Source organism: Hymenobacter terricola (genome assembly GCF_017921975.2).
GTDB lineage: Bacteria > Bacteroidota > Bacteroidia > Cytophagales > Hymenobacteraceae > Hymenobacter > Hymenobacter terricola.
Genome location: NZ_JAGEMO020000026.1, coordinates 109,164 through 125,254 on the forward strand (window position 1 = coordinate 109,164; position 16,091 = coordinate 125,254).

A 16,091-nucleotide genomic window follows, 5' to 3' on the forward strand; every position below is an offset into this window, starting at 1 on the left:
TTGTAGGGCTTAGTACGGAAAGGGGCGAAAAGTAGTCATTACCGGCTGAAACCGGGCCGCAGCCCGGCATCCTTCCTTTGCCAGCGCAATTCGCTTCGCCCCATTATGCCGGGCTATATAGACGATATACGCCTTTACCCGCTAAATGCCGTACTTGCGGCCCACCCGATAAGCTGCCCCTTCCTGTCCCCACGTCATGCCGTCATCCCCACCCGACCCTTACCTCGCCGATTTGCAAGCGCGGGGCCTGCTACCGCCCGACCAGGCCGCTGCCATTGCCGCCGCTGACCAAGCGCAGCCCTTTTCGCTGCACTACGAGTTGCGCACACTGCTCTACTTAGGCATCACGCTGCTCGCGGGTGGCTTGGGCGTGCTCGTCTACCAACACCTCGACAGTATCGGGCACGAGGTTATTATTGCCGCGACGGCGGTGCTTATGGCGGCCTGTTTCGGGTACGCGGCCCGGCATCGGGGCCCATTTACCTGGGGCGTGGCTCCCAAAACTTCGGTGGGGGCCGACTATTTATTATTGCTCGGCTGCCTGCTGTTCGTGGTGCTGGAAGGCTACGTGCAGTATCAATACCATGTATTTGGCACCCGCTACGGGCTGGCTACAGCCGTGCCGGCGCTGGTTTTTCTGCCGCTGGCGTATGCATTCGACCACCGCGGCGTGCTGGCCATGGGCCTCACGGCGCTGGCATCCTGGGTGGGCCTCACGGTGGCGCCGCTATCGGTACTCACGGAAAATGATTTTTGGAATACCAGCATCCGCAGTGCCGCACTGGGGCTGGGCCTTGTGCTGATGGCCGCCGGATTCTACTCCGAACACCAGGGCCGCAAAGCCCATTTCGCCTTCACTTATCTGTTACTGGGCAGCAACCTGGCGCTCGCCGCGCTGGCCACTTCACTGGTGCATGCCACCTTCAACGAGCAGCCGGTCGCCAGCACTGGGGCCGCGCTATTGGTGCTGGCTTTGTGCGGCGGGCTGTTTTGGTATGCACGGCGCACGCAGTCCTATTGGTTTCTGATACTGGCCGCGGGCTACGCCTATCTCGCCGTCGGCTGCCTAGTGGGACAAGTAATTATGGCACTGCCCAATGACCTTATCGGGCTGGTGCTGATGGTGTTTTTTCCGCTTTCCGCCTTGGGCATGGTGCTGTTCTTCGTCAATCTGAAAAAGATTATGCACGGGTCTGCCGGTCCGGCCACCGCCACCACTCCTCCCTCTAATAGCTGAGTTATGAAGCTTCAGGCTTACCATCCGGAATGGGCTTTCCGAGCGGCTCTCCAGGCCAGGGCGGCGCGCTGGCAGCGCCAGCAATTGCTCAGCCCCGAGCAGCTGGCCGGCATCGCAGTCGCTTATCCGCTGGATTACTACCGCCCGGTGTGGCCGTTGCGGGTAGCACTTTTCCTGTTCGCCTGGTTCGGGCTGGTCATGGCAAGCGGTTTCACATTTTTGATTACCGGCGAGTCACTTTTCGCGGCCGGAGCAGTGCATTGCGCGGCCTGCTTCGGGGTGCTGGAGCTATTGATTCGGGAGCGAAAGTTCTACCGCGCCGGGGCTGACAACGCCCTGCTGTACGCCGGACTGGGCGTGGCCGTAGCGCTGATTTTTTACGTGTTTAGCGTCTATCTCTGGCCCGTCAGTCTCGCTCATCTCGCCCTCAGCAACGGCTACCTTGCTCCCCCTCTGCTATTAACGCTGGCGCTTTTGCTAGCCGCTACCCTGCGCTATGCGGATGCCGTGGTGTCGGCCGCTGCTTTTTTCAATGTGTTGCTGCTGGTAGCACTCCTGGGCCTGCAGTCGGCCCTAGGGCAAGCCCTGCTGCCTTTTCTGGCTATGGCTGCGGCCGGGGGTGCGCTGGTTTTTCAGCTCCTTTTGCGCCGCCGGATGGCGGGCACTTACTTGGCCGACTATTATGCCACCTGCCTGTTGGTGCTGAAAGTGCTGGGGCTGGTGGTGCTGTACCTGGGCGGCAATTATCTGGTAGTGCGCGAAGGCAATGCCGCCCTGCACGACTTATACACGTCGGTTCAGGTGCCGTTTGCAGCAATATTTTATGCCTTCACGGCGGGCATTCCACTCCTGTATATCATGTTGGGGCTGCGCCGGGCCGACCGTCCCACGCTGCTGGTGGGCTTGCTGGCACTGGCCTTTTCGCTCTACACGCTTCGGCACTACCGCTCGCTGCTGCCTCCCGAGATAGCCGCCCTTCTGGCGGGAATAGTCCTCACGGCGTTAGCGGGAATCCTGTTACGGGGCCTGCGCCCCGCCCGGTTCGGCCTTACCTCGCTGCCCGATGACGAGCCCCGCCACTTCAACCTCGAAAACCTGATTCAGGCCCAAACGGCCCACGCCCCTGCCGCACCAGCCGGTGGATTCGCATTTGGCGGCGGGCAATCGGGCGGCGGCGGCGCTACGGGCCAGTTCTGAGCTAGACCGCTACGGGCCGGTACAGCTTGGCGAGTGTTGCCACGGCGTAGTCCACTTCGGCTTCGGTGTTCATCTTGCTCATTGAGAAGCGCACCGTGGCCCGGTCGGCATCGCCACCTAGTGCTTCGAGCACGTGCGAGCCCGCCTGTGCCCCACTGGTACACGCCGAGCCGCCCGAAGCTGCCACCTTGCTGATATCGAGGTTGAACAACAGCATCTCGCTGATGGACGACGGCGGCAAGCTCACGCTGAGTACCGTGTACAGGCTTTGGTCGGCGTATTTCGACAGGCCGTTGAACTGTACGTCGTCAATCTCGGCCCGTAGCTTCTCAATAAAGCGGGTTTTCAAGCCCTGCACATGCGCCTGATGCGCGCCCAGGTCCCGAATAGCAATTTCCAGGGCCTTCGCCAGTCCCACAATGCCGTACACATTCTCGGTGCCGGAACGTACGTTGCGCTCCTGCGAGCCGCCGTGAATGAGCGGGCTCACCTGGATTCCGCTCCGGGTATACAGAAAACCTACGCCTTTCGGCCCATGAAACTTGTGTGCCGAACCCACCAGAAAGTGGTTTTTCAGCTGCTGCACGTCGTGCCGGTAGTGGCCCATGGTCTGCACCGTATCGGTGTGAAACACGGCGTCGTACCGGGCACAGATTTCGCCGATGGCCTCGATGTCGTTCAGATTCCCAATTTCATTGTTGGCGTGCATCAGGCTCACAAACGTGCGCGGTTGAGCGGCCAGCAGCGCTTCCAAATGGGTCAGGTCCAAAGTCCCCTGGGCATCGTGCTGCAAATAGTGCAGCTCAATTTCGCCGCTTTTTGCCAGGGCCTGCAACGGGTGCAGCACCGCGTGGTGCTCCAGCGGCGAGGTAATGGCGTGCTTCAGCCCCAGCGTGCGGATGCTGCCGAACGCGGCGTAGTTGTCAGCCTCAGTGCCACCACTGGTGAAGGAAATTTCGGCCGGGGCGGCATTCAGCAGGTGCGCCACAGTCTTACGGGCATTTTCGATGGCCGCCCGCACTTGCCGGCCGGGGCCGTGCAAGCTGCTCGGGTTGCCGTAGTGCTGGCTCAGAAAGGGCAGCATGGCCGCCAGCACTTCGGGGTCGAGGGGCGTGGTGGCCGCATTATCAAAATAAACGAAGGCGGGAGCGGAGGGCGCAGTTGGGGTCATAGAATGAGGGTAAAACCAGACGCCGGGAGTGGGTGCCCCCGGCGCTTGGGAATCGTGAATACAAAGCTCGGCCGTGGGCCCTTCTCACCCGCGCTTACCCGAAGATTTTAGGCCTTCACGGCAATAATCTCCTTGATGTCGCCAATAATTTTCTGGGCCAGGTAATCGGCGGTAGCGTTGGAATCGGATTCGGCGTAGATGCGGATAATCGGCTCCGTATTGGATTTGCGCAAGTGCACCCATTCCTTATCGAACTCGATTTTTACCCCGTCAATTGTGTTCACGGGCTGCTTGGCGTAGCGCTTCTGCATTTGCACCAGCACATCATCGGTATCAATTTCCGGAGTCAGCTCAATTTTATTTTTAGAAATAAAATAGCCCGGATAAGAATTCCGCAACCGGCTCATCGTCAGGCCCGATTTGGCCAAATGCGTCAAAAACAGCGCAATGCCCACCAAGGCGTCGCGGCCGTAGTGCAATTCGGGGTAGATGATGCCACCGTTGCCCTCGCCGCCAATCACGGCGTTGGTTTCCTTCATTTTGGTCACCACGTTTACCTCGCCCACGGCGGCGGCGGCATAGTTGCCGCCGGCTTTTTCGGTCACGTCGCGCAAGGCGCGGGTGCTGCTCAGGTTGCTCACGGTGTTGCCGCCGCCCAGGGCCTTCAGCACGTAGTCGGCCACGGCCACCAGCGTATATTCTTCGCCGAACATTTCGCCGTTTTCGCTCACCAGCGCCAGACGGTCCACGTCGGGGTCAACCACGATTCCAAGGTCGAAGCCGCCTTTTTCCAGTATTTTGGCGATGTCGCGCAGGTGTTCGGGCAGGGGTTCGGGGTTGTGAGCAAAGTCGCCGGTGGGCTCGCAATGCAGTTTCTCCACGGTGGTCACGCCCAGCGCTTCCAGCAGCAGCGGCACGGCAATGCCACCCGACGAATTCACGGCGTCCACCACCACCCGGAAGTTGCGGGCGCGAATGGCGTCCACATCCACCAGCGGCAGCGCCAGAATGGCTTTGATGTGCTTTTTGAGGAAAGTAGCGTCCGTGGTGTACTGGCCCAGCTTCGTCACAACGGCAAATTCAAAATCCTCGCTTTCGGCGGAAGCCAGTACCTGCTGCCCGTCGGTTTCAGAAATAAATTCGCCGTGGGCGTTCAGTAGCTTCAGCGCGTTCCATTGCTTGGGATTGTGCGAAGCGGTGAGAATAATGCCGCCGGCCGCCTTCTTGGCGGGCACGGCCATCTCCACGGTGGGCGTGGTGCTCAGGCCCAGGTCGCACACATCAAGGCCCAGCCCCTGCAGGGTGGCGGCCACGAGGCGGCTAACCATCTCACCCGAAATTCGGGCGTCGCGGCCAATAACAATGAGCTTGCTGTCAACACCTTGGGTTTTCACCCAAGTGCCATAGGCGGCGGCATACTTCACCACGTCGAGCGGAGTCAGGCCCTGCCCAACCGGCCCGCCAATGGTGCCGCGAATGCCGGAAATAGATTTTATTAGAGTCACGGAGTAGAGTTTTTGAAAGACCAAAATTAGGCATTCGCAACCGGTTGGTGACGCTGGCATTTATCTTTGGAACAATGGAAAATTCCGCTTCTGCTCCTAGTGTCCTGCTTACCAGCGCTCGCCGCCCGGCGCAGCTCGAAGCCTTCGGCCGTCTGCTCGACGTCCTCGACCGCCTTCGCACCGAATGCCCGTGGGATAAAAAGCAAACGCTGCAAACGCTACGCCACCTCACCATCGAGGAAACCTACGAAATCAGCGATGCCATTCTGCGCGACGACCTGCCCGACCTGAAAAAGGAGTTGGGCGACGTGATGCTGCACCTGATTTTTTACGCCCGCATTGCCGCCGAAAAAGGCGCTTTCGACATTGCCGACGTGCTCAACGCCCAGTGCGAAAAGCTCATTTACCGCCACCCCCACATCTATGGCGACGTGACAGCCGACGATGAGGAAACCGTCAAGCGCAATTGGGAGCAGCTAAAATTGAAAGAAAAAGGCAATACCACCGGCGTTCTCGGTGGCGTGCCTACTTCATTGCCGGCTTTGGTGAAAGCCATGCGCATTCAGGAAAAAGCCCGCGGCGCGGGCTTCGATTGGGAGCAGCCCGAACAGGTTTGGGAAAAAGTGCAGGAAGAATTGAGCGAATTTGGCGACGAGTATAGCCACGGCAATCCAGAGAAAATGAAGGCCGAGCAAGCGGCCGATGAATTTGGCGATTTGCTGTTTTCGCTGGTCAATTTTGCCCGCTTCGCCGGCATCAACCCGGAGGAAGCACTAGAGCGCACCAACCGCAAGTTTATCAGTCGCTTTCAGTACCTCGAAACGGCCGCTGCCGCCAACGGGCAGCACCTCGCCGACCTCTCTTTGGCGCAGATGGACGTGTACTGGGAACAGGCCAAAAGCCGCCCAGCCCAACCCAACAGCGCGAATTAGCGTTGTCATCATTATATCTTCATTTTACTTGTTTTCACCCTCCTTCGGCTAAGTTTTCTTTGGTCAGGCCGCACTTTTTGGTTAGGTTTGCCCAGCTAAGACGGCTCGGTGTGTAGCTTAGACTTCGGTAAGTGCCATTTTGGTCGTTTCAATCCGGGATTATCGATTGTTCTTTTGCTGCACCACGCGCGTCCAGTCAACTTTTTGCTTTTTCTTTACCCACTCAATTCAACTACTCCACTCAACAACCTCCAAACACTCCGGAACAATGGAACAGAAAAATGCCACGAATACGAGCCCACGGCCCGCCGCAACGGCCGCCAAAGCCGAAGCCCAAAGCAGCGGTGGTGCCTCGCTGTTCTCCGTCATAGTTATCATCCTGGCTTTTGTCGTTAGCTATGTAGTTTATAAATTCGTCTTTGGTGATGCCAGCCACTTCCAGGGCGGCAACAACGAAAACAATCCCAACCCTGGCGATTACCTCGGCGTGGTGTACAAAGGCGGCTTTATTGTTCCGTTTCTGCTCACCATGTTCCTCTGCGTAATCACGTTCTCGATTGAGCGCATGCTGACCATTGCCAAAGCCAAAGGGTCGAAAGGCATTGAAAGCTTCGTGCGCACCGTGCGCCAGAAGCTGAACGCCAACGACATCAACGGTGCCCTGGCTGCTTGTGACCAGCAAAAAGGCTCGGTTGCCAACGTGGTGAAAGCTGGCCTGATGAAGTACAACGAAATGATTCGTGAGCATAACATGACCACAGACCAGAAAGTACTCGCCATCCAAAAGGAAATCGAGGAAAGCACGGCCCTGGAATTGCCAATGCTGGAGAAGAACCTGGTTATCATTTCCACCATCGCATCCATCGCCACGCTGACGGGTCTGCTCGGCACGGTATTCGGCATGATTCGCGCCTTCGCCGCTCTGGCGCAGGCCGGCACTCCCGACGCCGTAGCACTTGCCAACGGTATCTCGGAAGCTCTTATTAACACGGCTCTCGGTATTGGTACCTCGGCCCTGGCCATCATTGCCTACAACTACTTTACCAGCAAGATTGACGAGCTGACCTACAGCATCGACGAGGCCGGCTTCAGCATCATCCAGACCTTCGCAGGTCAGCATGGCAGCACGGCAACTGCTCAGACGGTTTAATTCCGTCTGACGGTTTTTCGCTGATGCACTAAAACGCGGGGCGGTTCGTTCTTCAGAGCGAATCGCCCCCTTTTAACCCCACCTCGCAATGCCCAAAGTAAAACCGCACCGTACCTCGCCGTCACTCGATATGACGCCGATGGTGGACCTGGCCTTCTTGCTGGTGACATTTTTTATGCTCACCACCAAGTTTGCCCCCGAAGAAACGGTAGTGGTGGACACGCCGTCTTCCACTTCGGACCTGAAATTGCCCGAGAACAACGTCATCACGCTCACGGTCGATAAGAATAAGCGCGTGTTTTTCGGCGTAGATGCGCCGCAAACTAAAATCCAGGCCTTGCAGAAAGTAGCGGCCAAGTATGGCGTAAACTTTACTGCAGCGCAAGCCAAGGAGTTTAGTAACCTGCCCAATTTTGGCTTGCCCATCAGCCAGCTTGGCTCTTATCTGAACATGGCCAAAGAGGACCGCAAGCAGGTAAATGCCAAACAGCCCGGCGTGCCGCTTGATTCGCTCAACAACCAATTGGTTGATTGGGTAATTGCAGCCCGTACCGCCAACCAAGCCATTTTCCATAAGCCCACCTACATTGCCATTAAAGGCGATGGCGATGCTGACGTACCTACGGTGCAACAGGTAATCAAAGTGCTTCAGGAGAAGGACATCAACCGCTTTAACCTCATCACGGACATGGAAAACAAGCCGGTGGCTGCTGCGCGCTAGCGCGTGCATGCTCCTACGGGGTTGTTTCCTGCTCTACTCACTTAAGTAAATACCATGGCAGAAATTCAAGGAAAAGCGGATTCCGGTGGTAAAGGAGGAAAGAAACGGGCCAAAAAAATGTCGACCAAAATCGACATGACACCAATGGTGGACTTGGCCTTCTTGCTGCTCACTTTCTTTATGCTTACCACCACCTTCGCCAAGCCCAACGTGATGCAGCTCACGATGCCGGTGAAGAAGACCGACGACGTGGAGGATACCAAAATTAAGGCCTCGCAAGCCATGACTATCCTCCTCGGCAAAGACAACAAGGCTTACTACTACTTTGGGCTCAACACCCCGAATGACAAAACGGTAGCCAAGCCCGAGTTGAAGGTGACCAACTTCTCCGCTAACGGCATCCGGCAGGTCTTGCTGGACCGCCAGCGCCAGAAGCCAGAGCCCATCATCCTCATCAAGCCGACCGAAGAAGCCAAGTATAAAAACATGGTGGATATTCTGGACGAGATGAACATCACTAACCAGAAGAAATACGCGTTGGTGAAGGCCCCCAAAGACGACCTGGACCTTATTAAAGACTCAGCATTATGATGGACAATGCGCAAATTGCCAAGGCCAGCATGAACGATATCGTTTTTGAGGGTCGTAATAAGGCATATGGGGCTTACGTACTGCGCCGCTTATACCAGCGGCACGTTACGCGGGCACTCATTATTGCTACGGCGGTGTTCGCGCTGTTGGTTTTCTTTCCGCTCATCGCGCAGTATCTGAAAGATAAGCTGCCAAAGGAGCCCAAGAAAAACCTGCAGGAGAACGTGCTGATGGATGCTCCTCCCCTGGACGACACCAAGCCCCCGCCCCCCCCTCCGCCCCCGGAGGCACCCCCACCCCCTCCGCCCAAGCTCACTACCATCAAATTCACTCCTCCGGTAGTGAAAAAGGATGAGGAAGTGAAGAAGGAAGAGGTACCGGACCAGGAAGAGTTGAAAGACAAAACCGTGTCGACCGTAACCGTTAAAGGCAACACGGATGCACCTGACTTATCGGAACTTTCCGGCACTGGTGATAAGGTTGTTGAGGAGGTAGTAGAAAACAAAGTCTACACCTACGTGGAGCAAATGCCCCAGTTGCCTGGTGGCGGCGGTAACGGCGCCATTGTAGCAGCCATTCAGAAAGCAACCAAATACCCACCGCTGGCTCTCCGCAACCAAGTAGAAGGCCGCATCTTCGTCAGCTTCACGGTGAACCCGCAGGGCGACGTTTCGGATGTGAAAGTGGTAAAAGGCTTGGGCTCAGGCTTGGACGAGGAGACGATTCGGGCAGTGAAAACGCTGCCTAAGTTTATCCCCGGCAAGCAGAACGGTCGCGCAGTTAGCGTATCGTTTACCGTGCCGATTACCTTTAAGATTCAGTAATTGTTGCTCCGGCGCAAGCCGGGATGTTACGAAACCCCGGATTAGGCCTTTTGGCTTGGTCCGGGGTTTTTCATTGTAAATGAGTTTACAAGATTGAGGGAAATTTGTATGCTTGCATACAATTATGGAAGATTAATGCGTTGAGGAGATGAAGCAAGTCAGCGGCGGATGCCTCGCCCACTGGCTATGGCTCAATTCACTCACTTCAACCCATTGCCGCTCATGTCAACGCCTATCACTCTCACGGGCTCACTCGACGACATTGTCTTCGAAGGCCGCAATCAGGCATATGGTGCGTTTCAACTGCGCCGCTCCTACCAGCGCCATTTAGGCACGGCCTTGGGCATTACCGTAGTGGTTTGTTTAATATTGCTACTGCTGCCGCTGGCCATTCGCTATTTCCTTCCTGAAATAGTTGTCGCACGCCCCATTGACATTCCTCACAACCCTGCTGTACAGCCGGGCAACTATACGGTGCCGGAAGCAAAACCGCTGCCGCCCCCCGCCGCTGCACCACCAACCATAATAGTAACGCCGCATTCAACCATTCTGACTCACGTTGTGCCTGACGAAGAGGTGAAGCCAACTGCTATTTCAACGCTACCGCGGGGCGTGGGTGCAGTAGGCCCCGCCACTATCGGGGTAGCCAACCCAAGTGGTGCAACTGGAGGCACCGGCACAGTTTCTGGTACTGGCAGCGACTCGGCCCGCCCGGCTCCGGCTGCAGCTCCCGAAGCCGTGTTATTTGCGGAGGTGATGCCGGATTTTGTGGGCGGCCGCCCGGCGCTGCAACGCTACCTGCAAAAACACTTGCGCTTTCCGGGCGCGGCCTTGGCAGCACAGGTTTCGGGACGGGTGTACGTGAGTTTTGTAGTTCAGACCGATGGCAGTATCGGCGAGGTGACGGTACTGAAAGGGCTGGGGTATGGCACTGAGGAAGCTGCGGCCCGCGTGGTACGCGAAATGCCCGCCTGGACGCCGGGCACGCAAAACCATCACTCGGTACCGGTGCGGTTTACTCTGCCAATTACGTTTCAGTACGAATAGAAACCCTCATCGAAGGCGCTTGATGCTACGCAAATCAAAAAAGCTGAAATTTAGCTGTTGCTATGAAAAGCGGCTAAATTTCAGCTTTTTTGTGGGCTGGTTCCGTTATACCTGATTATTTGGCCGAACCTTTAGCGGCCGATTTGCGGTTTATAACATCTCCATTCCTGTATTTTCCTTTTTATGCTCAACATTCCTACTACCGAAGAAAGGCTTGGTAAGTCGCCCCAGCGGCTGATGCGTTACTTTGTGTTGTTTATGGCCCTGGTGTACGTGGGACTGGGCATTTGGCTGTTGTGGTCGGTTGGGCGGCCGGCCGGCGATGTTTTGGCCAAACTGAACCCGACTTCCCAGCGCATCCTGGGTGCGGTTTTTATTCTTTACGGGCTGGTGCGATTCGGCCGGGGCTACCAGGCTCATTTTCGCAAAAACACCTCTTCAAACGACAATGATTAAATCCGCTCACCTTTTGACTACTGGTGCCGCTGTGGTACTGGCTGGTGCCATCGCCATTGTGTCCTGCAACGGTCCTGGCTCACCAGGCGCCCAGGACACGCCCACCAGTGGCACCGTGGCCGTGAGTGTAGACGAAACCTTTGCACCCATCCTCCAGGCGCAAATAGACACGTTTGCGAAGCTTTATCCCAACGCACACGTCAAGATGACTTTCCAGCCCGAAGAAAAGGTGATGCTGGACCTCGTTAACGATAAGGTGAAGCTAGCCGTAGTATCGCGGGAATTGACCGCCGAAGAAACCGCGGATTTCACCAAGCAGACCATTACTCCACGCACGATTCGCATCGGAATCGATGGGCTGGCTATTGTGCTGAATCGGGCCAATCCCGATTCACTGCTTACGGTGGCGCAGCTAGCCGATATTTTCACCGGTAAAACCAGCACTTGGAGCCAGGTGAGTGGCAAGAAGGCCCTTGCTGCCATTAACGTGGTATTTGATGCCAACCGGAGCAGCACGGCGCGCTTTGTGCGTGATTCGGTGACGCGCGGCGCGGCCCTAACCACGCGGGTGTTTGCGGCAACCTCGAACCCGGCCCTGCTTGATTATGTTGCAACCCATCCCAACGCGATTGGCGTAGTGGGCGTGAACTGGATTTCGGACCGCGACGACCCGGCTGCCATGAAATTCTTCAACAAGGTGCGCGTGGCCAGCATCACCGCCCGCCCCAATCCTAAGCCGAATGACTATATTCAGCCCTACCAGGTATATCTGGCAGAGAAGACCCCCGAGCAACTTGCCGAGCATCCCGATTTGCAGAATTACCCGCTTCGGCGCAACCTTTACGTTATCAGCCGAGAGGCGCGGGCGGGGTTGGGCACGGGGTTTGCATCCTTTGTGGCAGGCAAGAACGGACAGCTGATATTTCAGAAATCAGGCCTGCTACCGGCCCAGATGCAGGCCCGCATTATTACCACGCCTAAACTGTAAGCGCCTTTTGCGCGTATTCTATATTCAACTTTTGCTCTTTCATCCATTTTCCCATCCTATGAGTTTCAAGCCCTGGAAACAGCCGCTGCTGGCCGCCTTCGCAATGGTAGCTGGCACTACGGCGGCCACCGCCCAAAACGTACAAACGGCTCAACGCGACATCGAATTAGGCCGCTATAACGAAGCCCGCGCGATGCTTCGCCCTGGTTCTTCGCCCGAAACGGCGTTTGAGCTTGGCCGACTTTATCAGATGCGCGACATGCCCGACTCGGCCGCTTTTTTCTTTAACAAAGCCGCTGGCTCTACTCCTTTTGGCCAGGTGGCCGCTGGCCGGGCCCTGCTGGCCAAAGGCCAGGTAGGCCCGGCTGAAGCGCAGTTTGACGCGGCCGCCAAAGCCACAAAGAACAAAGACGCCAAAGTTCTGACCATGATTGCTCAGGCCTACGGCGAATCCGACGCGAAAGACACCGGCAAGGCACAAACCTATTTGAACGCGGCCCAGGTCGTGAACAAAAAGGACGAGCCGGCGCTGATGGTAGCCCGTGGCGACATCTTCCTGCACTCGGACCAAGGCGGTGGCGAAGCCATGACCAGCTTCGACCGAGCCATCGCTGCCAATCCCAGCTACGCACAGGCCTATTACAAAAAAGGCGCACTGAGCGTCCGCTCACGCAACTTCAACGCAGCCCGCGAAAGCCTGAATAAAGCCGTTGAGCTGGACCCCAGCTATGCTCCGGCCTACCGCGAACTGGCGGACATGTATTACTACGCCGGCCAGTACGACCTTGCACTGAGCAGCTTCCAGAAGTATATTGGTTTGGCTGAGAAATCATCGGCTACTGATGCGCAGTACGCTTCATTTCTGTATCTGACCAAAAAATATCCCGATGCGCTGACCGAGGTTAACAAGGTTCTGCAAGCCGACCCCAACAACCTGACGATGAATCGCCTAAAGCCGTACTTGCTGTACGAGACCGGTGATTTCGCCAATGCCAGCACGGCCATGGATACCTACATGAAAGTAGCGCCTGCCGACAAGGTTATCCCGGAGGACTTGGCTTACAAGTATAAAATCATGAGCAAGACTGGCAAAGGCAACGAAGCCATTGCGGGTATTAGCGACCTGATTAAAAAAGACCCTTCCAAAGCCTGCGATTTCCAGAATGACCTGGCGTCTATCTATGCCAACCAGAAGGACTACAAAGGCGCAGCACGCGTGTATAGCTACAAGCTGATAAACTGCAAAGGCGACCTGACTGACCAGTTCCGTCTGGCCACGGCACTCACCGGCGACAAGCAGTACACCCGCGCCGATAGCGTTTATAACATCATCTTGACTGCTAAGCCAACGTATGCTCCCGGCTATTTGGCTCGCGCCAAAGTGAATTCATACATCGACCCTGAGGCCAAGCAGGGCCTTGCCAAGCCGTATTACGAAAAATACATTGAGTTGTCGAAAGCCGAAGGTGCTGACCCGACTAAATTCAAGGAAGGCGTTGTAGAAGCCAATGGTTACCTGGGCGTTTATAACTTCCAGAAAGGCGACAAGGCTGCTGCCCTGAACTACTTTGAGCAGGTACTGGCCATGGACCCCGAAAACAAGGGCGCTGAGAACAACATCAACATCCTCAAAGCAAAACCGAAGGCCGCTCCGAGAGCTCCTGCAAAAGCTCCTGCAAAGAAGAAATAACGGTTAGCTATTACAAAAGCAAAAAGCCCCACCGCTAGCGCGGTGGGGCTTTTTGCTTTTGTAATATTCTGCATCAGCTTATATCAGGCCGCCCAGTTTCGCCATTTTACCAGCACTGCTGCAAAGTCTTCGGGAAGCTCGGCTTCGAATAGCAGCTGCTCGCCCGACGTGGGGTGAGTAAAGCCCAGGGAGCGGGCGTGGAGTGCCTGCCGAGGCATGAGTTGAAAAGCATTTTCAACAAACGCTCGGTAAGTGCCGGTATTTTGACCTACGCGAATTCGGTCGCCGCCATAAGTAGCATCCGAAAACAGTGGGTGACCGATGTGCTGCATATGGGCCCGAATCTGGTGGGTCCGGCCGGTTTCGAGCACGCAGCGCACGAGCGTGACGGGTCCGAAGCTTTCCAATACCTCGTAATGCGTCACGGCAGGCTTGCCGTGCTCGCCATCGGGATAAACCGTCTGCACCTTGCGGTCGCGCAGGCTGCGGCCAATATGGCCGCTAATTGTGCCCGTGGGCCCGGGTGGCGTGCCCCACACCAGCGCCAGGTAGCTGCGCTGAATGGTGTGGTGAAAGAATTGCAGCGAAAGGTGCGTCATCGCGAATTCCGTTTTGCCAATTACGAGCAGGCCGGACGTATCCTTATCGATGCGGTGCACCAGTCCCGGGCGGATTTCGCCGTTGCGGCCAGTGGGCAGGTTGGCCAGATGGTGCGCCAGGCCGTTCACCAGTGTGCCTTGCCAGTGGCCATAGGCAGGGTGCACCACCAAGCCAGCCGGCTTGTTCACGATGAGCAATTCCGGGTCTTCGTAGCGAATGTCCAGCATCATTTCTTCGGGTACCACACGGCCCTCGCGTGGCGGCTCGGGCAGCGTGATGGTGATGATGTCCTGCGGCTTCACCCGGTAGTTAGGCTTCACCGCAGTACCATTCACTTCCACGGCCAAAGCCCGGATGGCCTCTTGCACCTTATTCCGCGAGGTGTTGCGGAGCCGGGCCTGCAAAAATTTATCGATGCGCAACAACTCCTGGCCGCGGTCTACCAGGATGCGGTGGTGTTCGTAGAGTTCATCACCGCTTTCGTTTTCGTCTGCGTCGGTGTCTAACTCTTCGGCGTCTAGCTCGTCGTTTATCATATCTGGCTCGGTTGTATATGAAAAAAGCCGGAGCAAATGCTCCGGCTTTTTCGCAGGTTGGCGGCAGGTGCCGCTTATTTTTTAGCTTTGATTTTGGTCTTGTTTACGCCGGGAGCAACCGGAGCTGGAGCGGCTGGAGCAGCCGGACCCGATTTAATGGGTGCCGCAGCACCGGGCGTGATGCCCATTTTCTTCAACACCAAATCCGAAATGTCACCGTCTTTGGGAGCGTGCAGCAACAGTGGGCTGCCGCCACCGTCGGAGTTGAACACGTAGGTGTAGCTGTTTTCTTCGGCCACGGCATCAATGTTCTTTTGCAGCTTGTCCAAAGCCGGCTTCAACAGCGTCTGCTGCTTTTGCTGCAACGACTGCTCCGCGCTGCGCTGGAACTCCTGAATGGACTGTTGCAAGCTTTGCAACTCCTTTTCCTTATCGGCTTTCACCACCTCAGTCATGGTTGGGCCACCCTGCTGGTAAGCCTTCAACTTAGTATCAAATTCGGTGCTTTTGCTTTTGAGCTGGGCCGCTAGCTGGTCGTTGTACGTCTTCAGCTCCGATTCAATTTGTTTGCTTTCGGGCATTTGGGCCAACACGTACTGGACGTCGGTGTAGCCAATTTTCAGGGGGGCCTGGGCCTGCGCGGAAGTGGCGGCCAGGGTTCCGGCGGTCAGCAGAGCGGCGGCGAGCGTCAGACGAAAAATTTTCACGAGATTCATCAAAAAGAAAAAGGGTCAGAAAAATGTTGGGACAAAGGTAATTACTTCGGGCTGTTCTTGGTCGAACGCGTGGGCTTGGTACCCAAAGCTGGGTCGGGAGTCCCCGAATCGGATTCGAAATTGGGGTCAACCGGTGTTTTGGGGGTTGCCACGGTTTTTTGTGGGCCCTTAGGACCGGGCTGGTTGCGGTCTTCGGCGCCCAGGCCGAGTTCCTCGAGCACAAATTCAGTATAGTCGTGGGCTGGATTGGTATAGAGCATGGTCAAGTCGCCGGATTTATCAAAAATCACAGCCAGCTGCTTCTTCTTGGCCACTTTTTCCACGGCTTCGAACACCTTGTCCTGCACGGGCTTGTTAAGCTCTTGCCGCTTTTTGAACAGCTGGCCCTCGTAGCCAAACTGCTTGTTCTGGTAGGTCTTAATGTCCTGCTCCTTTTTCAGAATTTCGTCCTGCCGCTTTTTTTTCATGGGCTCGGTCAGCACCACTTCCTCTGCCTGGTAGTTGTGGTAGAGCTTGTCTAAGTCCTTCTTCTGGGCTTCGATTTCGCGTTGCCAGGTTTCCGACAGATTATTCAGCTCCACCTGCGCTTTGGCATATTCGGGCATTTTGACCATAATGGCCTCCGAGTCAACCCAGCCAAATTTTTGGGCCCGCGCACTTGGTGCAACAGTTAACAACAACAAGGCCAGCAGCAGGCCACCGAGATTCTTCATACTGGAGGAAACGTGAA

General features: G+C 56.3%; 16 protein-coding genes. 11 read left to right on the forward strand and 5 right to left on the reverse strand.

Translation table 11 applies throughout. From position 1 onward, the window contains the following. Positions 1-196: 196 nt before the first annotated feature. Positions 197-1,237, forward strand: coding sequence for a DUF2157 domain-containing protein (locus J4G38_RS17475; protein WP_210519202.1), 1,041 nt, complete (start codon positions 197-199; stop codon positions 1,235-1,237). Between the two features lie 3 nt (positions 1,238-1,240). Beyond that, entirely contained in the window at positions 1,241-2,434 is a 1,194-nt protein-coding gene (locus J4G38_RS17480; protein WP_210519203.1) for a hypothetical protein, read from the forward strand. Between the two features lies 1 nt (position 2,435). Here the strand turns inward: J4G38_RS17480 and J4G38_RS17485 are convergent, their stop codons facing one another. Together J4G38_RS17485 and glmM are read right to left on the reverse strand one after the other, a co-directional pair. Next, the gene (locus tag J4G38_RS17485; protein ID WP_210519204.1) at positions 2,436-3,605 is read right to left on the reverse strand and encodes a cysteine desulfurase family protein; all 1,170 of its coding nucleotides are present in this window, start codon (positions 3,603-3,605) and stop codon (positions 2,436-2,438) included. Positions 3,606-3,712: 107 nt separating this feature from the next. Continuing rightward, positions 3,713-5,110, reverse strand: coding sequence for a phosphoglucosamine mutase (gene glmM / locus J4G38_RS17490; RefSeq protein ID WP_210519205.1), 1,398 nt, complete (start codon positions 5,108-5,110; stop codon positions 3,713-3,715). Between the two features lie 74 nt (positions 5,111-5,184). Between glmM and mazG the strand changes: the two genes are divergently transcribed. The 9 genes from mazG (at position 5,185) to J4G38_RS17535 (ending at position 13,509) form a co-directional block, all read left to right on the forward strand. Further along, a complete protein-coding gene (gene mazG / locus J4G38_RS17495) occupies positions 5,185-6,042 on the forward strand; it encodes a nucleoside triphosphate pyrophosphohydrolase (RefSeq protein ID WP_210519206.1) in 858 nt (285 codons plus the stop codon). Positions 6,043-6,310: 268 nt separating this feature from the next. Beyond that, positions 6,311-7,192: a MotA/TolQ/ExbB proton channel family protein gene (locus tag J4G38_RS17500; protein ID WP_210519207.1), complete on the forward strand. Its 882-nt coding sequence runs from the start codon at positions 6,311-6,313 to the stop codon at positions 7,190-7,192. A gap of 88 nt (positions 7,193-7,280) precedes the next feature. After that, a complete protein-coding gene (locus tag J4G38_RS17505; RefSeq protein ID WP_210519208.1) occupies positions 7,281-7,913 on the forward strand; it encodes an ExbD/TolR family protein in 633 nt (210 codons plus the stop codon). Between the two features lie 117 nt (positions 7,914-8,030). Further along, positions 8,031-8,504: an ExbD/TolR family protein gene (locus J4G38_RS17510; RefSeq protein ID WP_317198210.1), complete on the forward strand. Its 474-nt coding sequence runs from the start codon at positions 8,031-8,033 to the stop codon at positions 8,502-8,504. Further along, complete coding sequence (locus tag J4G38_RS17515; RefSeq protein WP_226163515.1) at positions 8,501-9,328, forward strand: energy transducer TonB; 828 nt, start codon at positions 8,501-8,503, stop codon at positions 9,326-9,328. The genes J4G38_RS17510 and J4G38_RS17515 overlap by 4 nt, the downstream gene beginning before the upstream one ends. Positions 9,329-9,889: 561 nt before the next feature. Beyond that, entirely contained in the window at positions 9,890-10,375 is a 486-nt protein-coding gene (locus J4G38_RS29010; protein ID WP_226163516.1) for an energy transducer TonB, read from the forward strand. Between the two features lie 183 nt (positions 10,376-10,558). After that, positions 10,559-10,831: a hypothetical protein gene (locus tag J4G38_RS17525; RefSeq protein ID WP_210519211.1), complete on the forward strand. Its 273-nt coding sequence runs from the start codon at positions 10,559-10,561 to the stop codon at positions 10,829-10,831. Further along, complete coding sequence (locus tag J4G38_RS17530) at positions 10,824-11,819, forward strand: PstS family phosphate ABC transporter substrate-binding protein (RefSeq protein WP_210519212.1); 996 nt, start codon at positions 10,824-10,826, stop codon at positions 11,817-11,819. Before J4G38_RS17525 ends, J4G38_RS17530 begins: the two co-directional genes overlap by 8 nt. Before the next feature lie 58 nt (positions 11,820-11,877). Then, positions 11,878-13,509, forward strand: a complete 1,632-nt coding sequence (locus tag J4G38_RS17535) for a tetratricopeptide repeat protein (RefSeq protein ID WP_210519213.1) — start codon at positions 11,878-11,880, stop codon at positions 13,507-13,509. An 83-nt stretch (positions 13,510-13,592) separates the two neighbouring features. Here the strand turns inward: J4G38_RS17535 and J4G38_RS17540 are convergent, their stop codons facing one another. The 3 genes from J4G38_RS17540 to J4G38_RS17550 form a co-directional block, all read right to left on the reverse strand. Then, the gene (locus tag J4G38_RS17540) at positions 13,593-14,645 is read right to left on the reverse strand and encodes an RluA family pseudouridine synthase (RefSeq protein ID WP_210519214.1); all 1,053 of its coding nucleotides are present in this window, start codon (positions 14,643-14,645) and stop codon (positions 13,593-13,595) included. Between the two features lie 74 nt (positions 14,646-14,719). Continuing rightward, the gene (locus tag J4G38_RS17545; RefSeq protein ID WP_226163517.1) at positions 14,720-15,352 is read right to left on the reverse strand and encodes an OmpH family outer membrane protein; all 633 of its coding nucleotides are present in this window, start codon (positions 15,350-15,352) and stop codon (positions 14,720-14,722) included. Positions 15,353-15,402: 50 nt separating this feature from the next. Further along, positions 15,403-16,074 (reverse strand): OmpH family outer membrane protein, encoded by a 672-nt coding sequence (locus J4G38_RS17550; RefSeq protein ID WP_210519216.1) that lies wholly within the window; start codon positions 16,072-16,074, stop codon positions 15,403-15,405. Between the last annotated feature and the right edge of the window lie 17 nt (positions 16,075-16,091).

Coding starts and splice junctions, on each gene's coding strand:
- J4G38_RS17540 (WP_210519214.1), bottom strand. CDS start 14,645: ATGATAAACGACGAGCTAGACGCCGAAGAGTTAGACACCGACGCAGAC.
- J4G38_RS17480 (WP_210519203.1), top strand. CDS start 1,241: ATGAAGCTTCAGGCTTACCATCCGGAATGGGCTTTCCGAGCGGCTCTC.
- J4G38_RS17515 (WP_226163515.1), top strand. CDS start 8,501: ATGATGGACAATGCGCAAATTGCCAAGGCCAGCATGAACGATATCGTT.
- J4G38_RS17525 (WP_210519211.1), top strand. CDS start 10,559: ATGCTCAACATTCCTACTACCGAAGAAAGGCTTGGTAAGTCGCCCCAG.
- J4G38_RS17530 (WP_210519212.1), top strand. CDS start 10,824: ATGATTAAATCCGCTCACCTTTTGACTACTGGTGCCGCTGTGGTACTG.
- mazG (WP_210519206.1), top strand. CDS start 5,185: ATGGAAAATTCCGCTTCTGCTCCTAGTGTCCTGCTTACCAGCGCTCGC.
- J4G38_RS17485 (WP_210519204.1), bottom strand. CDS start 3,605: ATGACCCCAACTGCGCCCTCCGCTCCCGCCTTCGTTTATTTTGATAAT.
- J4G38_RS17510 (WP_317198210.1), top strand. CDS start 8,031: ATGTCGACCAAAATCGACATGACACCAATGGTGGACTTGGCCTTCTTG.
- J4G38_RS17535 (WP_210519213.1), top strand. CDS start 11,878: ATGAGTTTCAAGCCCTGGAAACAGCCGCTGCTGGCCGCCTTCGCAATG.
- J4G38_RS17500 (WP_210519207.1), top strand. CDS start 6,311: ATGGAACAGAAAAATGCCACGAATACGAGCCCACGGCCCGCCGCAACG.
- J4G38_RS17550 (WP_210519216.1), bottom strand. CDS start 16,074: ATGAAGAATCTCGGTGGCCTGCTGCTGGCCTTGTTGTTGTTAACTGTT.
- J4G38_RS17505 (WP_210519208.1), top strand. CDS start 7,281: ATGCCCAAAGTAAAACCGCACCGTACCTCGCCGTCACTCGATATGACG.
- J4G38_RS17475 (WP_210519202.1), top strand. CDS start 197: ATGCCGTCATCCCCACCCGACCCTTACCTCGCCGATTTGCAAGCGCGG.